Genomic DNA, 17,043 nt, shown 5'->3' with positions numbered 1-17,043 from the left:
AAACAACCGGCGGCGGACGACCCGGGAAACGTCAGGACGTGAGCCGGGTGGCACGATTCGACTCATGACCGATCTGCTGGAGCTCGCCGACATCGAGGCCGCCCGAGCCCTGCTCACCGGGGTCGTCAAGACCACCCCGCTGGAGCACTCGATGCCGCTCACCCGCACGCTGGGCGTGCCGACGTGGCTCAAGTGTGAGAACCAGCAGCGTGCGGGTTCGTACAAGGTGCGGGGGGCGTACACCCGGATCTCCCGGCTCTCCGACGCCGAGCGCGCCCGCGGCGTGGTCGCCGCGAGCGCGGGCAACCACGCCCAGGGCGTCGCCCTGGCGGCCAGCCTGCTGGGCGCCCGGTCCACGGTCTTCATGCCGGAGGGCGCGCCGCTGCCCAAGGTCTCGGCCACCAAGGGGTACGGCGCCACGATCGAGTACGCCGGCACGACGGTCGACGACGCGCTGGCGGCGGCCCGGGTCTTCGCCGACGCGACCGGGGCGATCCTGATCCACCCGTTCGACCACCGCGACATCATCGCCGGGCAGGGCACGGTCGGGCTGGAGATCCTCGAGCAGTGCCCGGACGTCGGCACCATCGTCACCGCGGTGGGCGGCGGCGGCCTCATCTCGGGTGTCGCGGTGGCCGCCAAGGCGCTGCGCCCGGACATCCGGATCGTCGGCGTGCAGGCCACCGGGGCCGCGGCGTATCCGCCCTCGCTGGCCGCGGGGGAGCCGCTGACCCTGGAGCGCTCGGCGACCATCGCCGACGGCATCGCGGTGATGCGCCCGGGCGTGCTGAACTTCGCCCACGTCAGCAAGCTGGTCGACGACGTGGTGACGGTGACCGACGAGGATCTCTCGGCCGCGCTGCTGGTGCTGCTGGAACGCCACAAGATGGTGGTGGAGCCGGCCGGCGGCGCCGCGGTCGCCGCCCTGCTGACCGGCAAGGTCGACCTGAAGCCGCCGGTGGTGGCCATCCTGTCCGGCGGCAACATCGACCCGATGCTGCTGCTGCGGGTGATCGAGCACGGCCTGGTCTCGGCGGGCCGCTTCCTGCGCCTGGCCGTGCGCACCGGGGACCAGCCGGGCGAACTGGCCCGGCTGCTGGCCGAGATCGCCGAACAGCGGGCCAACATCGTGGACGTGGCCCACTCGCGGCAGAACCCGCGGCTGAGCTTCGGTGAGGTCGAGGTGCAGCTCTCGGTGGAGACCCGGGGGCCGGACCACTCGGCGGCCCTGATCGGCCGGCTCCGCAGCCAGGGCTATCCGCTGACCCTGCTGTCCGGCACGCCCTGACAGCCAGACCGCCGGACCCCGTCGAGCGGGTCCGGCGGCTTCTCGCGTCTGGTGGCTGGAACTAGCCGCCGAAGGGAGCGAACTCCACCACGGTGACCTTGATGTCCGCGCCGCTGGGCGCGGTGTAGGTCACCGTGTCGCCCGGGCCCGCGCCGAGGATCGCCTTGCCGAGGGCCGACTCGGGGCTGTACACCGTGTAGTCGGTGGTCGCGGCGATCTCACGCGAGCCGAGCAGGAACGTCTCGGTGTCGCTCGTGTCGTCGTCGAAGTAGATCGTGACGACCGTGCCCGGAGCCACCTTGTCGGCGCTGGGCGCCTCGCCGACCTCCGCCTTGCGCAGGAACTCCTTCAAGTAGAGGATCCGGCCCTCCTGCTTGCCCTGCTCCTCACGCGCGGCGTGGTAGCCGCCGTTCTCGCGGAGGTCGCCCTCCTCGCGGCGGGCGTTGATCTCCGCGGCGACGGCCGGCCGGGCTGCGATCAACTCGTCGAGCTCGGCCTGCAGCCGGTCGTAAGCGTCCTGGGAGAGCCAGGTCTTCGACGCCTCTGAACTGGTCACAGACTCTTCTCCTTGAACGTACGGGTGGAACGAACAGGCGTACGGAGCGAATCACCAAGCTTACCAGCGGTGCGCACGGCACCCGGTGGGTCAGCCCGCGGCCGCGCACCGGACGACTTCGCCGACCGCTGCCTTTGCCGTGGTCGTGACGGCCTCGCTGGCGTCGATGATCGTGGCGGAGCCCGTCGCGGAGACGGTCACCGTGCGGCGGCCGACTTCCGCGCCACCGTAGTCGCGGGCCCGCAGGCCGCACGTCGCGGACCCCCCGGCCGGCACCCGGACCTTGAAGCGGATCGTCACCTGCTTGTCGGTGACGTCCGACCAGCCGACGATCTGCGCGTCGTAGTCGGGATCGCCGTACTGCCCGTACAGCCGGACCACCAGGAACACCGCCGCGGTCCCGACCAGGACGGCGAGCAGGGCGGGCATCAGCCACCGGCGGCGTCCGTCGCGGCGCCGCCCGTAGCGGCCCGGCGGGAATACCGGAGCTGTGGCGCGCGTCTCGCTCACCAGGGGGACCTCTCCTGCGAAATTTGTCGGTGCCATCGGCCAGAATGGCCCTGTCCATCTTCGCAGCCGGCACCGGGGTCCTGAAGACAAGGCCCGGTCGAGGGAGAAATCAGTGGCTGAGCAGTTGCGTCTCATGGCGGTGCACGCGCACCCCGACGACGAGTCCAGCAAGGGCGCGGCCACGATGGCCCGCTACGTCGCCGAGGGCGTCGAGGTGCTGGTCGCGACGTGTACGGGTGGCGAGCGCGGCAGCGTGCTCAATCCGAAGATGGACCGCCCGGAGGTGATCGCCGACATCGCGAACATCCGCCGCGCGGAGATGGAGAAGGCCCGGGCCATCCTCGGCGTCGACCAGGCCTGGCTCGGCTTCGTCGACTCCGGGCTGCCCGAGGGCGATCCGCTGCCGCCGCTGCCCGAGGGCTGTTTCGGGCTGGTCGACCCGGCCGAGGGCGCGATCCCGCTGATCAAGCTGATCCGCGAGTTCAAGCCGCACGTCATGACCACCTATGACGAGAACGGCGGCTACCCGCACCCCGACCACATCATGTGCCACAAGATCTCGGTGGTGGCCTTCGACGCGGCCGCCGACCCGGACCAGCACCCCGAGCTGGGCGAGCCGTGGCAGCCGCTGAAGCTCTACTACAACTCGGGCTGGACCCGGGCCCGGATGCTCGCCCTGCACGAGGGCATGCTGGCGGCGGGCCTGGAGTCGCCGTACAAGGAGTGGCTGGAGGGCAGCAAGGACCGGCCGGACCGCGGCGACAAGATCACCACCCGGATCGAGTGCGGCGAGTACTTCGAGGTCCGCGACGACGCGCTGCGTGCCCATGCCACCCAGGTCGACCCGGACGGCTTCTGGTTCCACGTGCCGATGGAGCTCCAGCAGAAGGTGTGGCCGACGGAGGACTTCGAGCTGGTCCGGTCGCTGGTCGACAGCCCGCTGCCGGAGTCGGACCTGTTCGCGGGCATCCGCGAGCGGGTCGAGGCCCGCTGAGGCGTACCGTGGGCGGTATGGACTTCGTGGTGGCGGTCAACAACTTCGGTGACACCCGATCGGGCGGCCTGGCCGGTCCGATGGGCCTGTTCATCATCGTGCTGATGGCTATAAGCACAGTCCTGCTGATCCGCAACATGAACAAGCGGTTGCGTCGGCTTCCCGACAGTTTTCCGGATCCGGCGGCCGCGGAGCGCGCCGCCGAGATCGCCCGGCTCGATGCGGACCTCGAGCGTTCCGGTGCCGCCCCGCGCGGCACCGGCGCTGCGGCGGAGTCCACCGAGGTGCCCGCCTCGGCAAAGGATGCCGAGGTCACAGGCGTGGACCGGGGCGAGACCCCGCCGACGGGCGAACGGCGCGGCGAAAACGCTCAGTAACGTCGGGCTGAAATCCACTTTGTCAAGAACCGCGGGCCACTCTCCGGTGTGTTCTGTCTCAGCCGGAACATCGACACCGCTCATCCGTCAACCCCTGTTGCGTTCTGCCGGATTGGCTTAGCCTTCCGCCGGGGGGCTTTGACGTCCCTCCACCCTGTGCGGAAAGGGGGCTGGCGATGACCATCTTCCAGCCCTCGCTTCCTCCACTGCAGATGCACGTGCATCCGCCTGTGCCGCTGGTCAGCAGGGGGTTGGCATGACATCGCAGCCCGTTCTCGTGACCGACGCCCGGCCCGGGCGACCCCTCGCCAAGGGCGCTCCGGTGTCGCGACCCAAAGCCGCTCGGGTCCTTACCGGAATCGTCGTCGTCACGGCCCTGGCCGTCGCCGTCCTGGGCATGCTTCTTCCGCTGCGCGGACCCGAGATCGTGTCGCTCTCGACGCCGGCCGCGATCGGCGCCGCCGTTCTGCTCGTGGCGGCGGCGCAACTCGCCCGGCTCCGGTTCCGGGTCGGCCGCGGCACGATCAGCATCTCCTGGGGCGAGACCGCGTTCATCATCGGCTTCGCGCTCGCGCCGCCGGGCTGGCTGCCCGCCGCCACGCTCCTCGGTGCCGTCGGCGCCTGGATCCTCATCACCTGGCTCAACGATCAGCGCGTGCTGGCCGACCTGGTGCACCTCGCCGCTTCCCTGAGCCTCGGTGCCGCGGCGGCGGCCACGATCACCTATGCCGTCGCCGGGCCGGCCGCGCCGCTGGGCAGCACCCGCACGCAGGTCGGCCTCATCGCGGGCGCGTTCACCTATCTGATCGTCACGATGGGTCTCGCCGTGCTGACCCTGTCGCTGCACCGTGACGCCCCGCCGGCGCAGATCGCCGTGCGCGCCCTGCACGCCAAGCTGCCCATGTTCGTCGGCAACGTGCTGGTCGGCTTGCTGTCCCTGTTCGCCCTGGTCAACGGCCCGATCTGGCTGCTCGCCGTCCCGCCGTCGCTGTGGTTGCTGCAGCGCACCTACCGGTACCACCTGCGCGCCGAGGAGGAACGCCGGATCTGGGAGGCGTTCGCCCGCGCGACCCGCACCCTGGGCGGCTCGTCCGAGCTCGCCGTCGCGGCGGCCGGCCTGCGCGGCGCCCTGGACGTGTTCGGCGCGCTCCGCGTCGAGATCGAGGTCCTGCAGCGCAACGGCAGCCCCCGGCGGTACGCGGCCGACGGCGCCTCGCACGATCCGACCCCGGGTGCCCTGCCGGGCCCCGTGATCACCCGGACCATGGCGGTCGCCGGCACCGAGGTCGGCGAGCTGACCGTGTGGTTGTCCGAGCCGACTCTGCCCGTCGCCCGCGACGAACTCGCCGTCTCCGCGTACGGGGATGCCCTGGCCGGCGCGTTGCACGACGCGGCGGCGCACGAGAGGCTGGCCCAGCTGGAAGAGAAGGCTGCCCACGACGGTGTGCACGACCCGTTGACCGGCCTGGCGAACAGATCCGCTCTCCTCGCCGACGGCGATGCGCTGCTGCACTCGTTCGACCGGGACCGGCAGGTCGCGCTGCTGCTGCTCGATCTGAACGACTTCCGCGAGGTCAACGGCACCCTCGGGCACCGGGCCGGCGACGCCATGCTGTGCGAGGTGGCCGAACGCCTCACCGACCTGACCCGCGAGCAGGAGCTGGTGGCCCGCCTGGGCGACGACGAGTTCGCCGTGCTGCTGCCCACCATCGCCACCCTCACCGACTCGGCCACGCCGTTGCACGACACGCCGAACCCGCTGCCCCGGGCCGTGCGCCGCGCCCGCGAGCTGGTCGACCAGCTCGGCCTGCCGATGGAGATCGGCGGCGTCCGGCTGGTCACCGAGATCGCGGTCGGGGTGGCCGTGTCCAGCGCCGGCTCCACCGACCTGGCCGAGCTGATCCGCCGGGCCGGCATCGCCCTCGACCAGGCCAAGGAGCTGCACGTCGCGGTGGCGGCGTACGACAGCGCGCACGACGCCAGCAGCACCGACCACCTGGCCCTGCCCGCCGAGCTGTACGACGCGCTGACCGCCGAGGACCAGCTGGTGCTCGTGCTTCAGCCCGAGGTCGACCTGCAGACCGGCGCGCCGACCGGCGTCGAGGCGCTGATCCGCTGGAAGCATCCCCGCCGCGGGACGCTCAACCCGAACGACTTCATCGACACCATCGAGCACGGCGAGCTGCTCGCCCCGTTCACCCGCTATGTCCTCGACCGCGCGCTGGCCGCGGCGGCGGACTGGGCCGGCCACGGCCTGGACCTGCCGGTCTCGGTCAACGTCTCGGCCCGCAGCCTGCTCGACGCGACCCTGCCCGCCCAGGTCGCCGACGCGCTGCGCCGGCACCGGCTGGGCGCGGGCCGGCTGGTCCTGGAGATCACCGAGTCGGTGGCGGTCAGCGACCAGGAGGTCGTGGACGAGGTCATCGCCGCCCTGCGCGAGATGGGCGTGCAGATCTCGGTGGACGACTTCGGCACCGGCTTCTCGTCGCTGTCGTTCGTCACCCGGGTCACGGTGGACGAGCTGAAGGTCGATCGGTCGTTCGTCACCGACATGACCGACTCCGCCGCGGCCGCCGCGGTGGTCCGGGGTGCGGTGGAGCTCGGCGCCCGGCTCGGGGCGCGGGTGGTGGCCGAGGGCGTGGAGACCGCCGATCAGCGTGCCGCGCTGCTGGCGCTGGGCTGCACTTCGGCGCAGGGCTACCACTTCAGCCGCCCGCTGCCGGCCGACAAGATCGTCGCGGCGCTGAACCAGCTCGCCCAGGCGGCGCCGCCGAAGGTCATTCCCCTGCGTGCGGACGGCGCCTCCTGAGGTTTACGGCGGCCTGTCCGGGCTAGGTTGAGGTCATGGCCAACCGTCTTGCCGGCGCGACCTCGCCCTACCTGCTGCAGCACCAGGACAACCCCGTCGACTGGTGGCCCTGGTCCGACGCGGCCTTCGCCGAGGCCCGCCGCCGCGACGTGCCGGTCCTGATCTCGGTCGGCTACGCGGCCTGCCACTGGTGCCACGTGATGGCCCACGAGTCCTTCGAGGACGAGCAGGTCGCCCGGCTGGTCAACGACGGCTTCGTGGCGATCAAGGTGGACCGCGAGGAACGGCCCGACGTCGACGCCGTCTACATGACCGCCACCCAGGCCATGACCGGGCAGGGCGGCTGGCCGATGACGGTCTTCGCGACCCCGGCCGGCGAGCCGTTCTTCTGCGGCACGTACTTCCCGAAGGCCAACTTCACCCGCCTGCTGGACTCGGTCACCACCGCCTGGCGCGACCAGCGGGACGCGGTGGTCACCCAGGGCTCCGCGGTGGTCGAGGCCATCGGCGGCGCCCAGCTGATCGGTGGCCCGACCGCGCCGATCTCGGCGGAACTGCTGGACACGGCGGCGGACCTGCTGGCCAAGGACCACGACGGCTCGTACGGCGGGTTCGGCGGCGCCCCGAAGTTCCCGCCGCACATGAACCTGCAGTTCCTGCTGCGCCACCACCAGCGCACGGGCTCGGCCGGTGACCTGGAGATCGTCCGGCACACGGCGGAGCAGATGGCCCGGGGTGGCATCTACGACCAGCTCGCCGGCGGCTTCGCCCGCTACGCGGTGGACAACACCTGGACCGTGCCGCACTTCGAGAAGATGCTGTACGACAACGCCCTGCTGCTGCGCGTCTACACCCAGCTGTGGCGGCTCACCGGCGACCACTTCGCGCGTCGCGTCGCCGACGAGACGGCCGCCTTCCTGCTGCGCGACCTGGGCACCCCGGCCGGCGGCCTGGCGTCGGCCCTGGACGCGGACACCGACGGGACCGAGGGCCTGACGTACGCGTGGACGCCGGCGCAGCTGATCGAAGCGCTGGGCGACGAGGACGGTTCCTGGGCGGCGGACCTGTTCCGGGTGACGACGAAGGGCACGTTCGAACACGGCAGCAGCGTGCTGGTGCTGGCCCGCGACATCGAGGCCGCGGTGCCTGAGCTCGTGGAGCGGTGGCACGACGTACGCTCCCGCCTGCTCACGGCCCGCAACCAGCGCCCGCAGCCGGCCCGCGACGACAAGGTCGTGGCCTCCTGGAACGGCCTGGCCGTGACCGCCCTGGCCGAGTACGCGCAGCTCACCGGCACGGACGGCACGGCGGCGGTGGAACTCGCCCGGGTGCTGGCGGACCGGCACATCGTGGACGGCCGGCTCCGCCGGGTGTCCCGCGACGGCGTGGTGGGCGACCCGGCCGGTGTCCTGGAGGACTACGGCTGCGTGGCCGAGGCGTTCTGCGCGATCCACCAGCTCACCGGCGACGGGGACTGGCTGACCCGGGCCGGCGCACTGCTGGACGTGGCACTCGAGCACTTCCCGACCGGCGAGGGCGCTTTCTACGACACCGCCGACGACGCGGAACGGCTGGTCACGCGGCCCGCGGACCCGACTGACAACGCGACACCGTCGGGACTGGCCGCGCTGTGTGCTGCGTTGGTGGCTTACGCGGCGCTGAGCGGTGAGACCCGGTACCGGGAGGCGGCGGACGCGGCGCTGGCGACGGTGGGGCCGCTGATCGGCGGGCACCCGCGGTTCGCCGGCTATTCGGCGACGGTGGCGGAGGCGGTGCTGGCCGGGCCGTACGAGATCGCGATCGCGACCACCGACCCGGCGGGGGACCCGCTGGTGGCGGCGGCCCACCGGCACGCCCCGCCGGGAACGGTCGTGGTGGCCGGCGAACCGGACCGCCCGGGAGTGCCGCTGCTGGCGGACCGCCCGCTGCTCGACGGCAAGCCGACGGCGTACGTCTGCCGGGGCTTCGTCTGCGACCGCCCGGTGACCGCGGTCGAAGACCTCGTCGCCCGCCTATCCTCCTGAGGGGTCGGCTCGGTTCGGGCTGGTCCGTGTGACTTGCCGCGCTCGGTGGCGCGGGCTGCGCGGGTCGGTTCGGGCCGCTTGGTGGGGGTGGGGCGGGGATCGTTAGGCTGGCGGCGAGATGGATACCCGAACCGGTCTGCCCGTAGTCGGCATGGTGGGCGGTGGCCAGCTGGCCCGGATGACCCACCAGGCCGCGATCGCCCTCGGCCAGTCGTTGCGCGTGCTCTCCGAGTCGCCCGACGACAGCGCCGCCCTTGTCGCCGCGGATGTGCGGATCGGCACGCATACCGACCTGGCCGCGCTGCGGGAGTTCGCCAAGGGATGTGACGCGGTCACGTTCGATCATGAACATGTGCCGACCGAGCACATCGCCACGCTCGCGGCCGAGGGCGTCAAGATCTACCCCGGCGCGGACGCGATCCTGTACGCGCAGGACAAGCAGCAGATGCGGGAGCGGCTGTCCGCCCTGGGTGCACCGGTGCCGCGATGGCGTCCGGTCACCTCGGTCGAGGACATCACCGCCTTCGCCGCCGAGCAGGAAGCCGCCGGCCAGGGCTGGCCGGTGGTGGCCAAGGCTGTGCGTGGCGGTTACGACGGGCGCGGCGTCTGGATGCTGGACGGGCCCGGGGCCGCCGCGGAGCTGGTCGCCACCGGGACTGCGCTGATCGTCGAGGAACGGGTGCCGCTGCGCCGGGAGCTGGCCGCGCTGGTTGCCCGGTCGCCGTTCGGGCAGGTCGCCGCGTACCCGGTTGTTGAGACCGTGCAGCAGAACGGCATCTGCGTCGAGGTGCTCGCGCCCGCGCCGGGTCTGTCCGAGGCGCTGGCCGTCGAGGCCCAGCAGCTCGCCATCGACCTGGCCAACGCCCTCGGGGTGGTCGGTCTGCTGGCCGTCGAGCTCTTCGAGACCGAGGCCGGCATCGTCGTCAACGAGCTGGCCATGCGGCCGCACAACTCGGGGCACTGGACCATCGAGGGCGCGCGGACCTCACAGTTCGAGCAGCACCTGCGGGCCGTGCTCGATTATCCGATGGGCGAGACCTCGCTGACCGCGCCGGCCGTCGTGATGGCCAATGTGCTCGGCGGCGAGCCGGGCGGGATGTCCATCGACGAGCGCCTGCACCACCTGTTCGCCGCCGACCCGGGCGCCCGCGTGCACCTCTACGGCAAGCAGGTCCGGCCGGGCCGCAAGATCGGGCACGTCACCGTGCTCGGCGACGACATGACCGCGGTGCGCGCCCGGGCCGTGCGCGCCGCCCGCTGGCTCCAGGAAGGCAAGGAATGACACCCGTCGTCGGCGTGATCATGGGCAGTGACTCGGACTGGTCGACGATGGAGGCGGCGGCGCTGGCCCTCGCCGAGTTCGAAGTGCCGTTCGAGGTCGGCGTCGTGTCGGCGCACCGTACGGTGCAGAAGATGGTCGACTACGCCACCTCAGCGGCCGACCGTGGCCTCAAGGTCATCATCACCGGCGCGGGCGGGGCGGCCCACCTGCCCGGCATGGTGGCGTCGATGACCCCGCTGCCGGTGATCGGCGTACCGGTGCCGTTGAAGTACCTGGACGGCATGGATTCGCTGCTGTCGATCGTGCAGATGCCGGCGGGCGTACCGGTGGCGACGGTCTCGATCGGCGGCGCGCGCAACGCGGGCCTGCTGGCGGTGCGCATCCTGGCCGCGTCGGACCCGGTGCTACTGAAGCGCATGCGGGCCTTCCAGGCCAACCTGGAGCAGGTCGTCGCCGAGAAGGACGAAGCACTTCGGGCTCGCCTGCTGGGCTGAGGGCCCGTCAGCCGCCGATGTTGTGGTCGGCCGGTGCCGTCTGGAGCAGCCCGGCAAGCGGCATTTTGGCGGCTACTTCGTAGATCTTGTCGGCGCCGAGCACGTGCAGAGTGGCCGTCTGTGCGGCGTTGCGGTCGATGACCCAGTACCGCGGGATACCGGCCTGTGCATATTCGTGGATCTTGATGGCCTGGTCCATCGCGGCGGACCCAGAAGACACGATCTCCACCACCAGCAACAGGTCGGTGACAGACAACCAGACGCTGCGCGGCTGCGGCGACGCCCAGATGGTCAAATCGGGAATTCGGCCGCCGGCCCCCTCCTGCCCCGGGATCTGGATACCGGCAGCTTGAAGAAGCTGCTCCGCAGGCCACCCCGCAAGGATGAGCCAGGCGAATATGCGACTGGCGATGGCGGCATGCTCAGAATCGGGCGGCGGCATGACCGACAACGCCCCCTCGGGACTGAGTTCGAACCGATGGCCGTGCTGGTCTGCGTTGTTCATAGCGGCCAGGTCATCGAGCGTGACGACGGCAGGCAGCCTGCCATATGCCTCGACGCTCATGCCGGCCATCTTATCGCTGCGTCAGCGCATGCGGACCAGGGCGCCGCGGAGGCGTTCCTGGGTACGGCGGCGGTTTTCGTTCGTGGCGCCCAGGAAGAGCAGGATCACGCCCACCGGGACCAGGACCAGCCAGGGGCCTACCAGCGTTGTCGCGAAGTGGATCGCCGCGATCGCCGTGGCGGCCGCGCCCACCACCACCGGGGCCTGCTGTTGCAGGCGGGAGCCCACGATCAGGGTGGCCACCGCGCCGAGCAACAGCAGCAGCTCGCGCAGGTCGCCCGCTTCCGTGGCGATCACGATGCCGATCGTCGGGACGAAGGCCGCCAGCAGGGCCGGGCCGTACGCCGCCCAGCTGCTCAGGTCCGGGCGCTGGCGGGCCTCCAGCACGCCCACCAGCAGCGCCAGCGCGGCGAACGGCATTGTGTACGCCTCCGGCAGCGCCACGTCCGCGATGGCGATGAACAGCCAGATGCCGACGATCTCGAAGCCGACCGCCAGCCAGAACAGGTTGCGGCGCTGGTTCGGGGTGCGGCCCGGGCGGGTCGCCGTCAGGCCCAGCACCGCGCCCCAGGCCGCCAGCAGGGCGGCCAGGTGAGCCGGTGAGTTGACGGCCAGGGCGCCCGCGAGCAGCGCCGACGCGTAGCCGCTCCACTCCACCGTGGTCGCCTCGCGGCGGTACTCGGGGAGGCCGAGGCGGGGCAGCAGGGCCTCCAGCACCAGCAGCACCGCGGCCACCGCCAGCACGCCGAACGCCGCCCACGGCGGGGTCAGCCCGGCCACCAGGGCCACGGTCAGCACGAACATCTGGCCCATCACCGCGGCGAACACCCAGCCCAGGATGCGGGCGTGCTGGCTGCGGCCACCGATCGCGCCGATCAGGCCGACGATGATGGCCATGCCCACGGTGAACAGCGTCATCTGCCGCTGGGCCAGGCTGCCGGCCAGGCCGGCACCGCCGGCCAGCAGGCCGATCACGAAGACGATGTTGCGCGTCGTGCGCAGCAGAGCGGCTCGCGTCGCGATCGGCGGCGGGGTCAGCGCCAGCCCCAGCATGGAGATGGTGAAGACGATCAGGGCGGCCGTCGTGGACGCGGGCCACCGCACGTCCAGGGCGATCGGGGCGATCAGCAGGGTGATGGCCAGGCCGGGCAGGATCACCGGGACGGCCTCGGCCGGCTTGCCGCCGAAGCCCAGGGCCGCGAGCGCGGCCGCGATGGTCAGCAGTACGGTGGCGAGCACGCTCGTGCCGTCGACATTGCCGGACGCCGGGTCGGACAGGGCCGCGACAGGACCGTCCCAGATGGCGCTGAGCTGCTGCAGCGGATCGACCAGGGAAGCGCGCAGCGCCGGGGCGATGGAGAACAGCGCCAGGATCGTCGGCAGCGCCGCCACCACCACCGCGCCGGTCGCCGGGTCGACGAGCCAGCGACCGGTCAGCCCGCTCGGCCGGATCGCCGTCCAGCGGGGGCGTACGTAGCCGCCCTCGCCCCAGTGGCGGTTCGGGGCGACGGTGAGGCCCGGCGCCGGGATGGCTCCGCGCAGCAGCTCCGCGACCACGCCCAGCAGGGCTGCCGCGGCTGCGTACAGGGCCGTGGGGTAGTCGCTGGGGACCGAGGCGAGCGCGGTGATCGTGGCCCCGCCGACCAGGCCGACCGTGGCCCAGGGCAGATACTGCGGGATCCAGCGGCCGGCCAGCGCCAGCAGAGCCAGGGCGAGGCTGGAGCCGGCCAGTGCGGCCGTCAGCACCACCTGGGCGGTGTTGCCGTTCTCCGCGGCCATCGCCGCGAGCACGCCGGGCGCGGCCAGCAGCGCGGCGGCGGTGGCGGCCCCGCCGATCTGGGCGCGGTGCCGGGGCATGCCGGTGTCGTCGAGAGCGAGGTTGATCACCTGGTCGCCGTCAGCTGTGCCGGCCCACTCGCGATAGGCGCGCGGCGTCACGTCGGCCCGGGACAACCAGGCGACGATGATGCCGGTCATCATGATCAGGCCCAGGGCGATCGCGGTGGACCAGGGCCGGACCAGGCCCGCCCCGGCCGCGTGCAGGGCCACCACGGCGGCGACGCCGGCCCGGTCGATCGCGGCGCGCGGGTCGGTCGCGGCGACGGCGGCGATCCCGTACGCCAGGGTGACCGCCCCGCCGATCAGCAGCGGGGACCACCACGGCAGCCCGAAGGCGGCCGGCGCGCCGATCGTGGCCAGCGCGACACAGACCGAGCTGACGTCGTACTTGGCCGGGCGCGGCAGTGCGGCGGACGCGGCGATCGCGGCGATCAGCAGCGCGACCGGTGCCTGCCAGGCGCCCTGCGGCGGGGTCGTCGAGTAGGCGGTGACGTCGGAGGCCCAGATCGGGCCCGGCGCCGCGATGATGCGCAGGCCGCTGGCCAGGGCCTGCCAGCCGGCGATCGCCACCACGGCCAGGCCGGCCACGGCGACGCCCCGGACCGGGCCGCGGCGCCAGTCCTCCGGCAGGGCGCGGACGCCGAACGCCACGATGAGCACCACGAAGGCGGCGACGACCAGGGGGGCCTGCGGGAACGCGAGCGCGGCGACCCGGGCGAGCGCGCCGCAGATGGCCACGGTGGCCGCGGCGGCGGCGATGTCCGGCCCGTCGATCATCCGGTCGGCGCGCCGGCCGTTGTCCAGCGACTTGGCGAAGAACAGCAGGAGCGCGGCGGCCAGCAGCAGCGCGCCGACCCAGATGTCAGGGGCGGTGGCACCGGGCGAGAGCAGGGCGGCCAGCGCCATGGCGACCGCACCTGCCCCGGCGCCGGCGGTCAGCGGCAGGCTGATCTCGCGGCGGGCGACCTGGAAGACAGCGGCGTAGGTCAGCGTGCCGGCCACGGCGAGGAAACCCAGGGCCAGCGCGGGCACGGTGACGCTCTCGGTGGCCGGGGGACCGCCACCGGGGTCGCGGGTGGCGAGCACGGCCGTCACCACCGCTCCCGGGATGGCCAGGGCAGCCGCCCCCGAGGCCCAGTCACCGACGAGCCACGCGTACAGGCGTACCGGAATCTGCCGGGCCGCGACCGCGACCATCACGCCCGCGCCGGCCAGCGCGGTCAGCACTGCGGCGGTGAGCCACGACGCGCTCAGGGCGGAGGCCGCGCCGAACAGGCCCACGATCCCGGCCGCCGCGATGTGCGCGATGGCGACCCGGCGGGTCGGCGCGAGCAGGCCGGCCCCGCCGAGGCCGATGGCCGCCAGCACCAGCGGCCAGGGCGCCTCCGACCAGGGCAGACCCAGCGAGGCGGGCACCGCGAGGGCGGTGAGCGCGACGCCGGCCACCGCGCCCTCGTGGCGGTACTCGGCCGGCAGGGCGAGGGCGGCGGCGATGGTCAGCAGCAGGGCGCTGAAGGCGAGCAGCCAGCCGGACTGGCCCGCCGCATCGGCCAGGCGGCCCGCGTAGGCGGCGGTGTCGGCGTTCCACACCGGGCGGGCGGCCTGCACCGGCGCGAAAGCCGCGCGCAGCGCGTCCACGGCGACGAACAGGCCGATGAGCGTGAGCGCGCCGGCCGAGGCGTACTGCGGGCCGCGCCGGACCTCGTCGGGCACCATCCGGACGACGGCGCCGGTGATCGCCACGGCGGCCGCGGCAGCGGCCAGCGTCCAGGCCGGTGAGGCCACGGCGGCGATGCGCGCGCAGGCCGCGATCACCGCGAGGGCGAGCACCCCGTCGGCGATGTTGCGGGCCAGGAGCTTGCCGACGAGCTGGGCAGCGGCCGACGCTGTCACGGCGGCCAGGATCAGGATGAGCCCGGAACGCACCGCGTCCGGCACGGCATCCGCGCTGAGCAGCGCGGCGCCGGCGTACAGCAGAGCGCCCGCGGCCGCGACGCAGAGCAGGCCGAAGGTCAGGCCGCGCAGCCAGCCCGCCGAGGGCGGGGTGGCCGGCGGGGCGAGCGGGACGGAGCCGGCGGGCGGGGCACCGGCCGGGCGCGGGCCGGGGAAGATCCGGGTCGGCAACCACTTCCAGCGGCGCCGCCCGGTGAGCCCGTCGATGATCAGGTCGGGCTCCTCCGGCAGCGACTCCGGGCGTGCTGGGGCGCCGGCCTCGTAGGAGGACGGATCCGCCGGTTCGGCGTCGCGGGCGGCGAAGTCCGCCGCGCCGATGTCCCGGGCGTCGGCCTCGGCCAGGCTCTCCCGGTCGGCGGCGACCGGACGGCCGATCGGCCAGCGCGGCAGCAGCCGGCCCTCGCGGATCACCGTGGTCAGCAGCAACAGGTCGACCAGCGCGATGGCGCTCAGCGCCAGCGCCCAGCCGGCCGGGCTCTCGACCACCGGATAGGCCAGCAGCGGCGGCACCGGCTGCACCGCCACCACGGTCGCGTAGCGCGGTGCGGCGAGACGGGTCATCCCGGCGTACCCGAAGGAGGCGACGGTGGTGATCAGCAGCGTCACCCCGAGGAAGACCGGGGCCGGCACCGAGGTGCCGCCGAGCGCACTGCTGCCGTGCAGCGCGAACAGGGTCATCGGCAGCAGCACCAGGCCGACGGCCGCCAGGGTCTCGGCGGTGGAGGTGAGGCCGCGGCGGGAGACACCGGGCGCGACGCCCAGCGCGATGACGGTGAAGATGGCCAGGATGATGGCGCGGCCCACCGCGTTGGTGGCCGCACCGGCGAAGACGATGGCGGCGATGCCGAGCACCAGCGCGCTCAGGGCGAGCAGGATGTTCTGCACCGACTGCGAGGACGTCTCGGGCGCGTGGCCGTGCGGCGGCTCCGGCTCGGGCGGCAGCGGGGCGACCCGGGGGCGGCGCGGTGGAGGCGCCGGCGTCTCGGTGGGCGGCGGATCGTCGACCAGCGTGGTCACGCCGTCGGTGGCCGCGCCGGGCGCGCCGGTGTACGGAGTGCCGGGCTCGGCCCACGACGGCGGCCCGTCGGTCGGCGGCCGGCGGCGCACCTTGCGGGCGGGCTTCGCCGCGCGCTTCTTCTGCTGGTTGGCGTGGGCCAGGATGTCGCGCTGGAACTGCGCCGCCTGGATCTTGCTGGCGATCTGCGTGCGTTCCTTGGCGGCGGCCATGTCACGGATCTTGAGATCCGCGATCGAGGCCTCGATGCGGGCGAGCTCCTCGTCGTAGCCGTCCGGCTCCTTAGCCTGCGCCACGGCACCTCCTCGACCCGTCTACCGAAGCAACCGACACCTCATTAGAACAGTCTCAGGCAGGTCGAGATCAATGGAAACGGCCGCGAACCCGACAGGTTCGCGGCCGTCGACCCCATTCGGTACGTGTCAGCAGCGTTTTTGCCTGGGTTTTCCGCCGCGGGTCGGCTCAGGGGGTCGGCGCGGGCCGTCCCATGCCCCGGTACGCCCAGCCCGCGCGGGCCCAGAGCGCCGCGTCCAGGCAGTTCCGGCCGTCGATGACCCGCTTGGCGGCGACCAGTTCGCCGAGCACGTGCGGGTCGGCGTTGCGGAACTCGGCCCACTCGGTGAGGACGCACACCAACTCGGCGCCGGAGACCGCGTCGGCCATCGAGCTCTCGTAGTTCAGGGCCGGCTGGGCGCTGCGGGCGTTCTCCATGCCCTGCGGGTCGTAGACGCGGACGTCGGCGCCCGCCTTGGCCAGCGCGGCCGCGACGGCCAGCGACGGCGCGTCGCGGACGTCGTCGGAATTGGGCTTGAAGGCGGCGCCGAGCACGGCGATCCGGGTGCCGGACAGGTCCGGGCCGGCCGGGCCGGACCGGCGGTCGAGCAGCTCGGCGGCGAGCTGCAGCACCTTGCTGCGGCGGCGCTGGTTGATCAGGTCGACCTCGTGCAGGAAGCGCAGGGCCTCGCCGGCGCCGAGTTCCTGGGCGCGGGCCTGGAAGGCGCGGATGTCCTTGGGCAGGCAGCCGCCGCCGAAGCCGACGCCGGCCTGCAGGAAGCGGTTGCCGATGCGGGGGTCGTAGCCGATGGCCCGGGCCAGCTGGGTGACGTCGCCGCCGGCGACCTCGCAGACCTCGGCCATGGCGTTGATGAAGCTGATCTTGGTGGCCAGGAACGCGTTCGCGGCCACCTTGACCAGCTCGGCGGTGGCGAAGTCGGTCACCACCAGCGGGACCTCGCGGTCCTCGGTGGCGGCCAGGTCGAAGACGCCCTTGTGCGCGGCGTACAGCATGCCGTTGGCCCACTCGGACTTGACGCCGACGACGATGCGGTTGGGGCGCA

The 17,043-nt window shown here is 73.0% G+C and carries 12 protein-coding genes; 7 read left to right on the top strand and 5 right to left on the bottom strand.

The annotated features are described in order from the left end of the window. Positions 1 to 64: 64 nt before the first annotated feature. On the top strand, positions 65 to 1,288 hold the full coding sequence (gene ilvA / locus Aau02nite_RS02290) for a threonine ammonia-lyase (protein ID WP_212986612.1): 1,224 nt from the start codon (positions 65 to 67) through the stop codon (positions 1,286 to 1,288). A gap of 61 nt (positions 1,289 to 1,349) precedes the next feature. Here ilvA and greA read toward each other — a convergent pair whose 3' ends face one another. Both greA and Aau02nite_RS02280 read right to left on the bottom strand, forming a co-directional pair. Continuing rightward, the gene (greA, locus tag Aau02nite_RS02285; RefSeq protein WP_212986611.1) at positions 1,350 to 1,844 is read right to left on the bottom strand and encodes a transcription elongation factor GreA; all 495 of its coding nucleotides are present in this window, start codon (positions 1,842 to 1,844) and stop codon (positions 1,350 to 1,352) included. Positions 1,845 to 1,934: 90 nt separating this feature from the next. Continuing rightward, complete coding sequence (locus Aau02nite_RS02280; RefSeq protein WP_212986610.1) at positions 1,935 to 2,354, bottom strand: DUF4307 domain-containing protein; 420 nt, start codon at positions 2,352 to 2,354, stop codon at positions 1,935 to 1,937. Positions 2,355 to 2,466: 112 nt separating this feature from the next. Between Aau02nite_RS02280 and mca the strand changes: the two genes are divergently transcribed. The 6 genes from mca (at position 2,467) to purE (ending at position 10,334) form a co-directional block, all read left to right on the top strand. Further along, complete coding sequence (mca, locus tag Aau02nite_RS02275) at positions 2,467 to 3,348, top strand: mycothiol conjugate amidase Mca (RefSeq protein ID WP_212986609.1); 882 nt, start codon at positions 2,467 to 2,469, stop codon at positions 3,346 to 3,348. Positions 3,349 to 3,365: 17 nt separating this feature from the next. Further along, positions 3,366 to 3,725: a hypothetical protein gene (locus tag Aau02nite_RS02270; RefSeq protein WP_212986608.1), complete on the top strand. Its 360-nt coding sequence runs from the start codon at positions 3,366 to 3,368 to the stop codon at positions 3,723 to 3,725. Positions 3,726 to 3,981: 256 nt separating this feature from the next. Further along, the gene (locus Aau02nite_RS02265) at positions 3,982 to 6,534 is read left to right on the top strand and encodes a putative bifunctional diguanylate cyclase/phosphodiesterase (protein ID WP_212986607.1); all 2,553 of its coding nucleotides are present in this window, start codon (positions 3,982 to 3,984) and stop codon (positions 6,532 to 6,534) included. A gap of 35 nt (positions 6,535 to 6,569) precedes the next feature. Further along, a complete protein-coding gene (locus Aau02nite_RS02260; protein ID WP_212986606.1) occupies positions 6,570 to 8,558 on the top strand; it encodes a thioredoxin domain-containing protein in 1,989 nt (662 codons plus the stop codon). 118 nt (positions 8,559 to 8,676) lie between these two features. Further along, entirely contained in the window at positions 8,677 to 9,840 is a 1,164-nt protein-coding gene (locus Aau02nite_RS02255; RefSeq protein ID WP_212986605.1) for a 5-(carboxyamino)imidazole ribonucleotide synthase, read from the top strand. Then, the gene (gene purE / locus Aau02nite_RS02250) at positions 9,837 to 10,334 is read left to right on the top strand and encodes a 5-(carboxyamino)imidazole ribonucleotide mutase (protein WP_212986604.1); all 498 of its coding nucleotides are present in this window, start codon (positions 9,837 to 9,839) and stop codon (positions 10,332 to 10,334) included. Before Aau02nite_RS02255 ends, purE begins: the two co-directional genes overlap by 4 nt. Positions 10,335 to 10,341: 7 nt before the next feature. Here the strand turns inward: purE and Aau02nite_RS02245 are convergent, their stop codons facing one another. From Aau02nite_RS02245 to Aau02nite_RS02235, 3 genes are all read right to left on the bottom strand, one after another. Continuing rightward, complete coding sequence (locus tag Aau02nite_RS02245; RefSeq protein ID WP_212986603.1) at positions 10,342 to 10,899, bottom strand: Uma2 family endonuclease; 558 nt, start codon at positions 10,897 to 10,899, stop codon at positions 10,342 to 10,344. Between the two features lie 21 nt (positions 10,900 to 10,920). Beyond that, complete coding sequence (locus Aau02nite_RS02240; protein ID WP_212986602.1) at positions 10,921 to 16,002, bottom strand: SCO7613 C-terminal domain-containing membrane protein; 5,082 nt, start codon at positions 16,000 to 16,002, stop codon at positions 10,921 to 10,923. Between the two features lie 166 nt (positions 16,003 to 16,168). Beyond that, positions 16,169 to 17,043 (bottom strand): nucleotide sugar dehydrogenase (locus tag Aau02nite_RS02235; RefSeq protein ID WP_212986601.1); only part of this gene is annotated, 875 nt, incomplete at its 5' end.

Origin of the sequence: Actinoplanes auranticolor (genome assembly GCF_018332655.1) — a bacterium.
GTDB lineage: Bacteria > Actinomycetota > Actinomycetes > Mycobacteriales > Micromonosporaceae > Actinoplanes > Actinoplanes auranticolor.
Note: the sequence above shows the minus strand (reverse complement) of the source record. Positions and strands in the feature narration are given on the sequence as shown.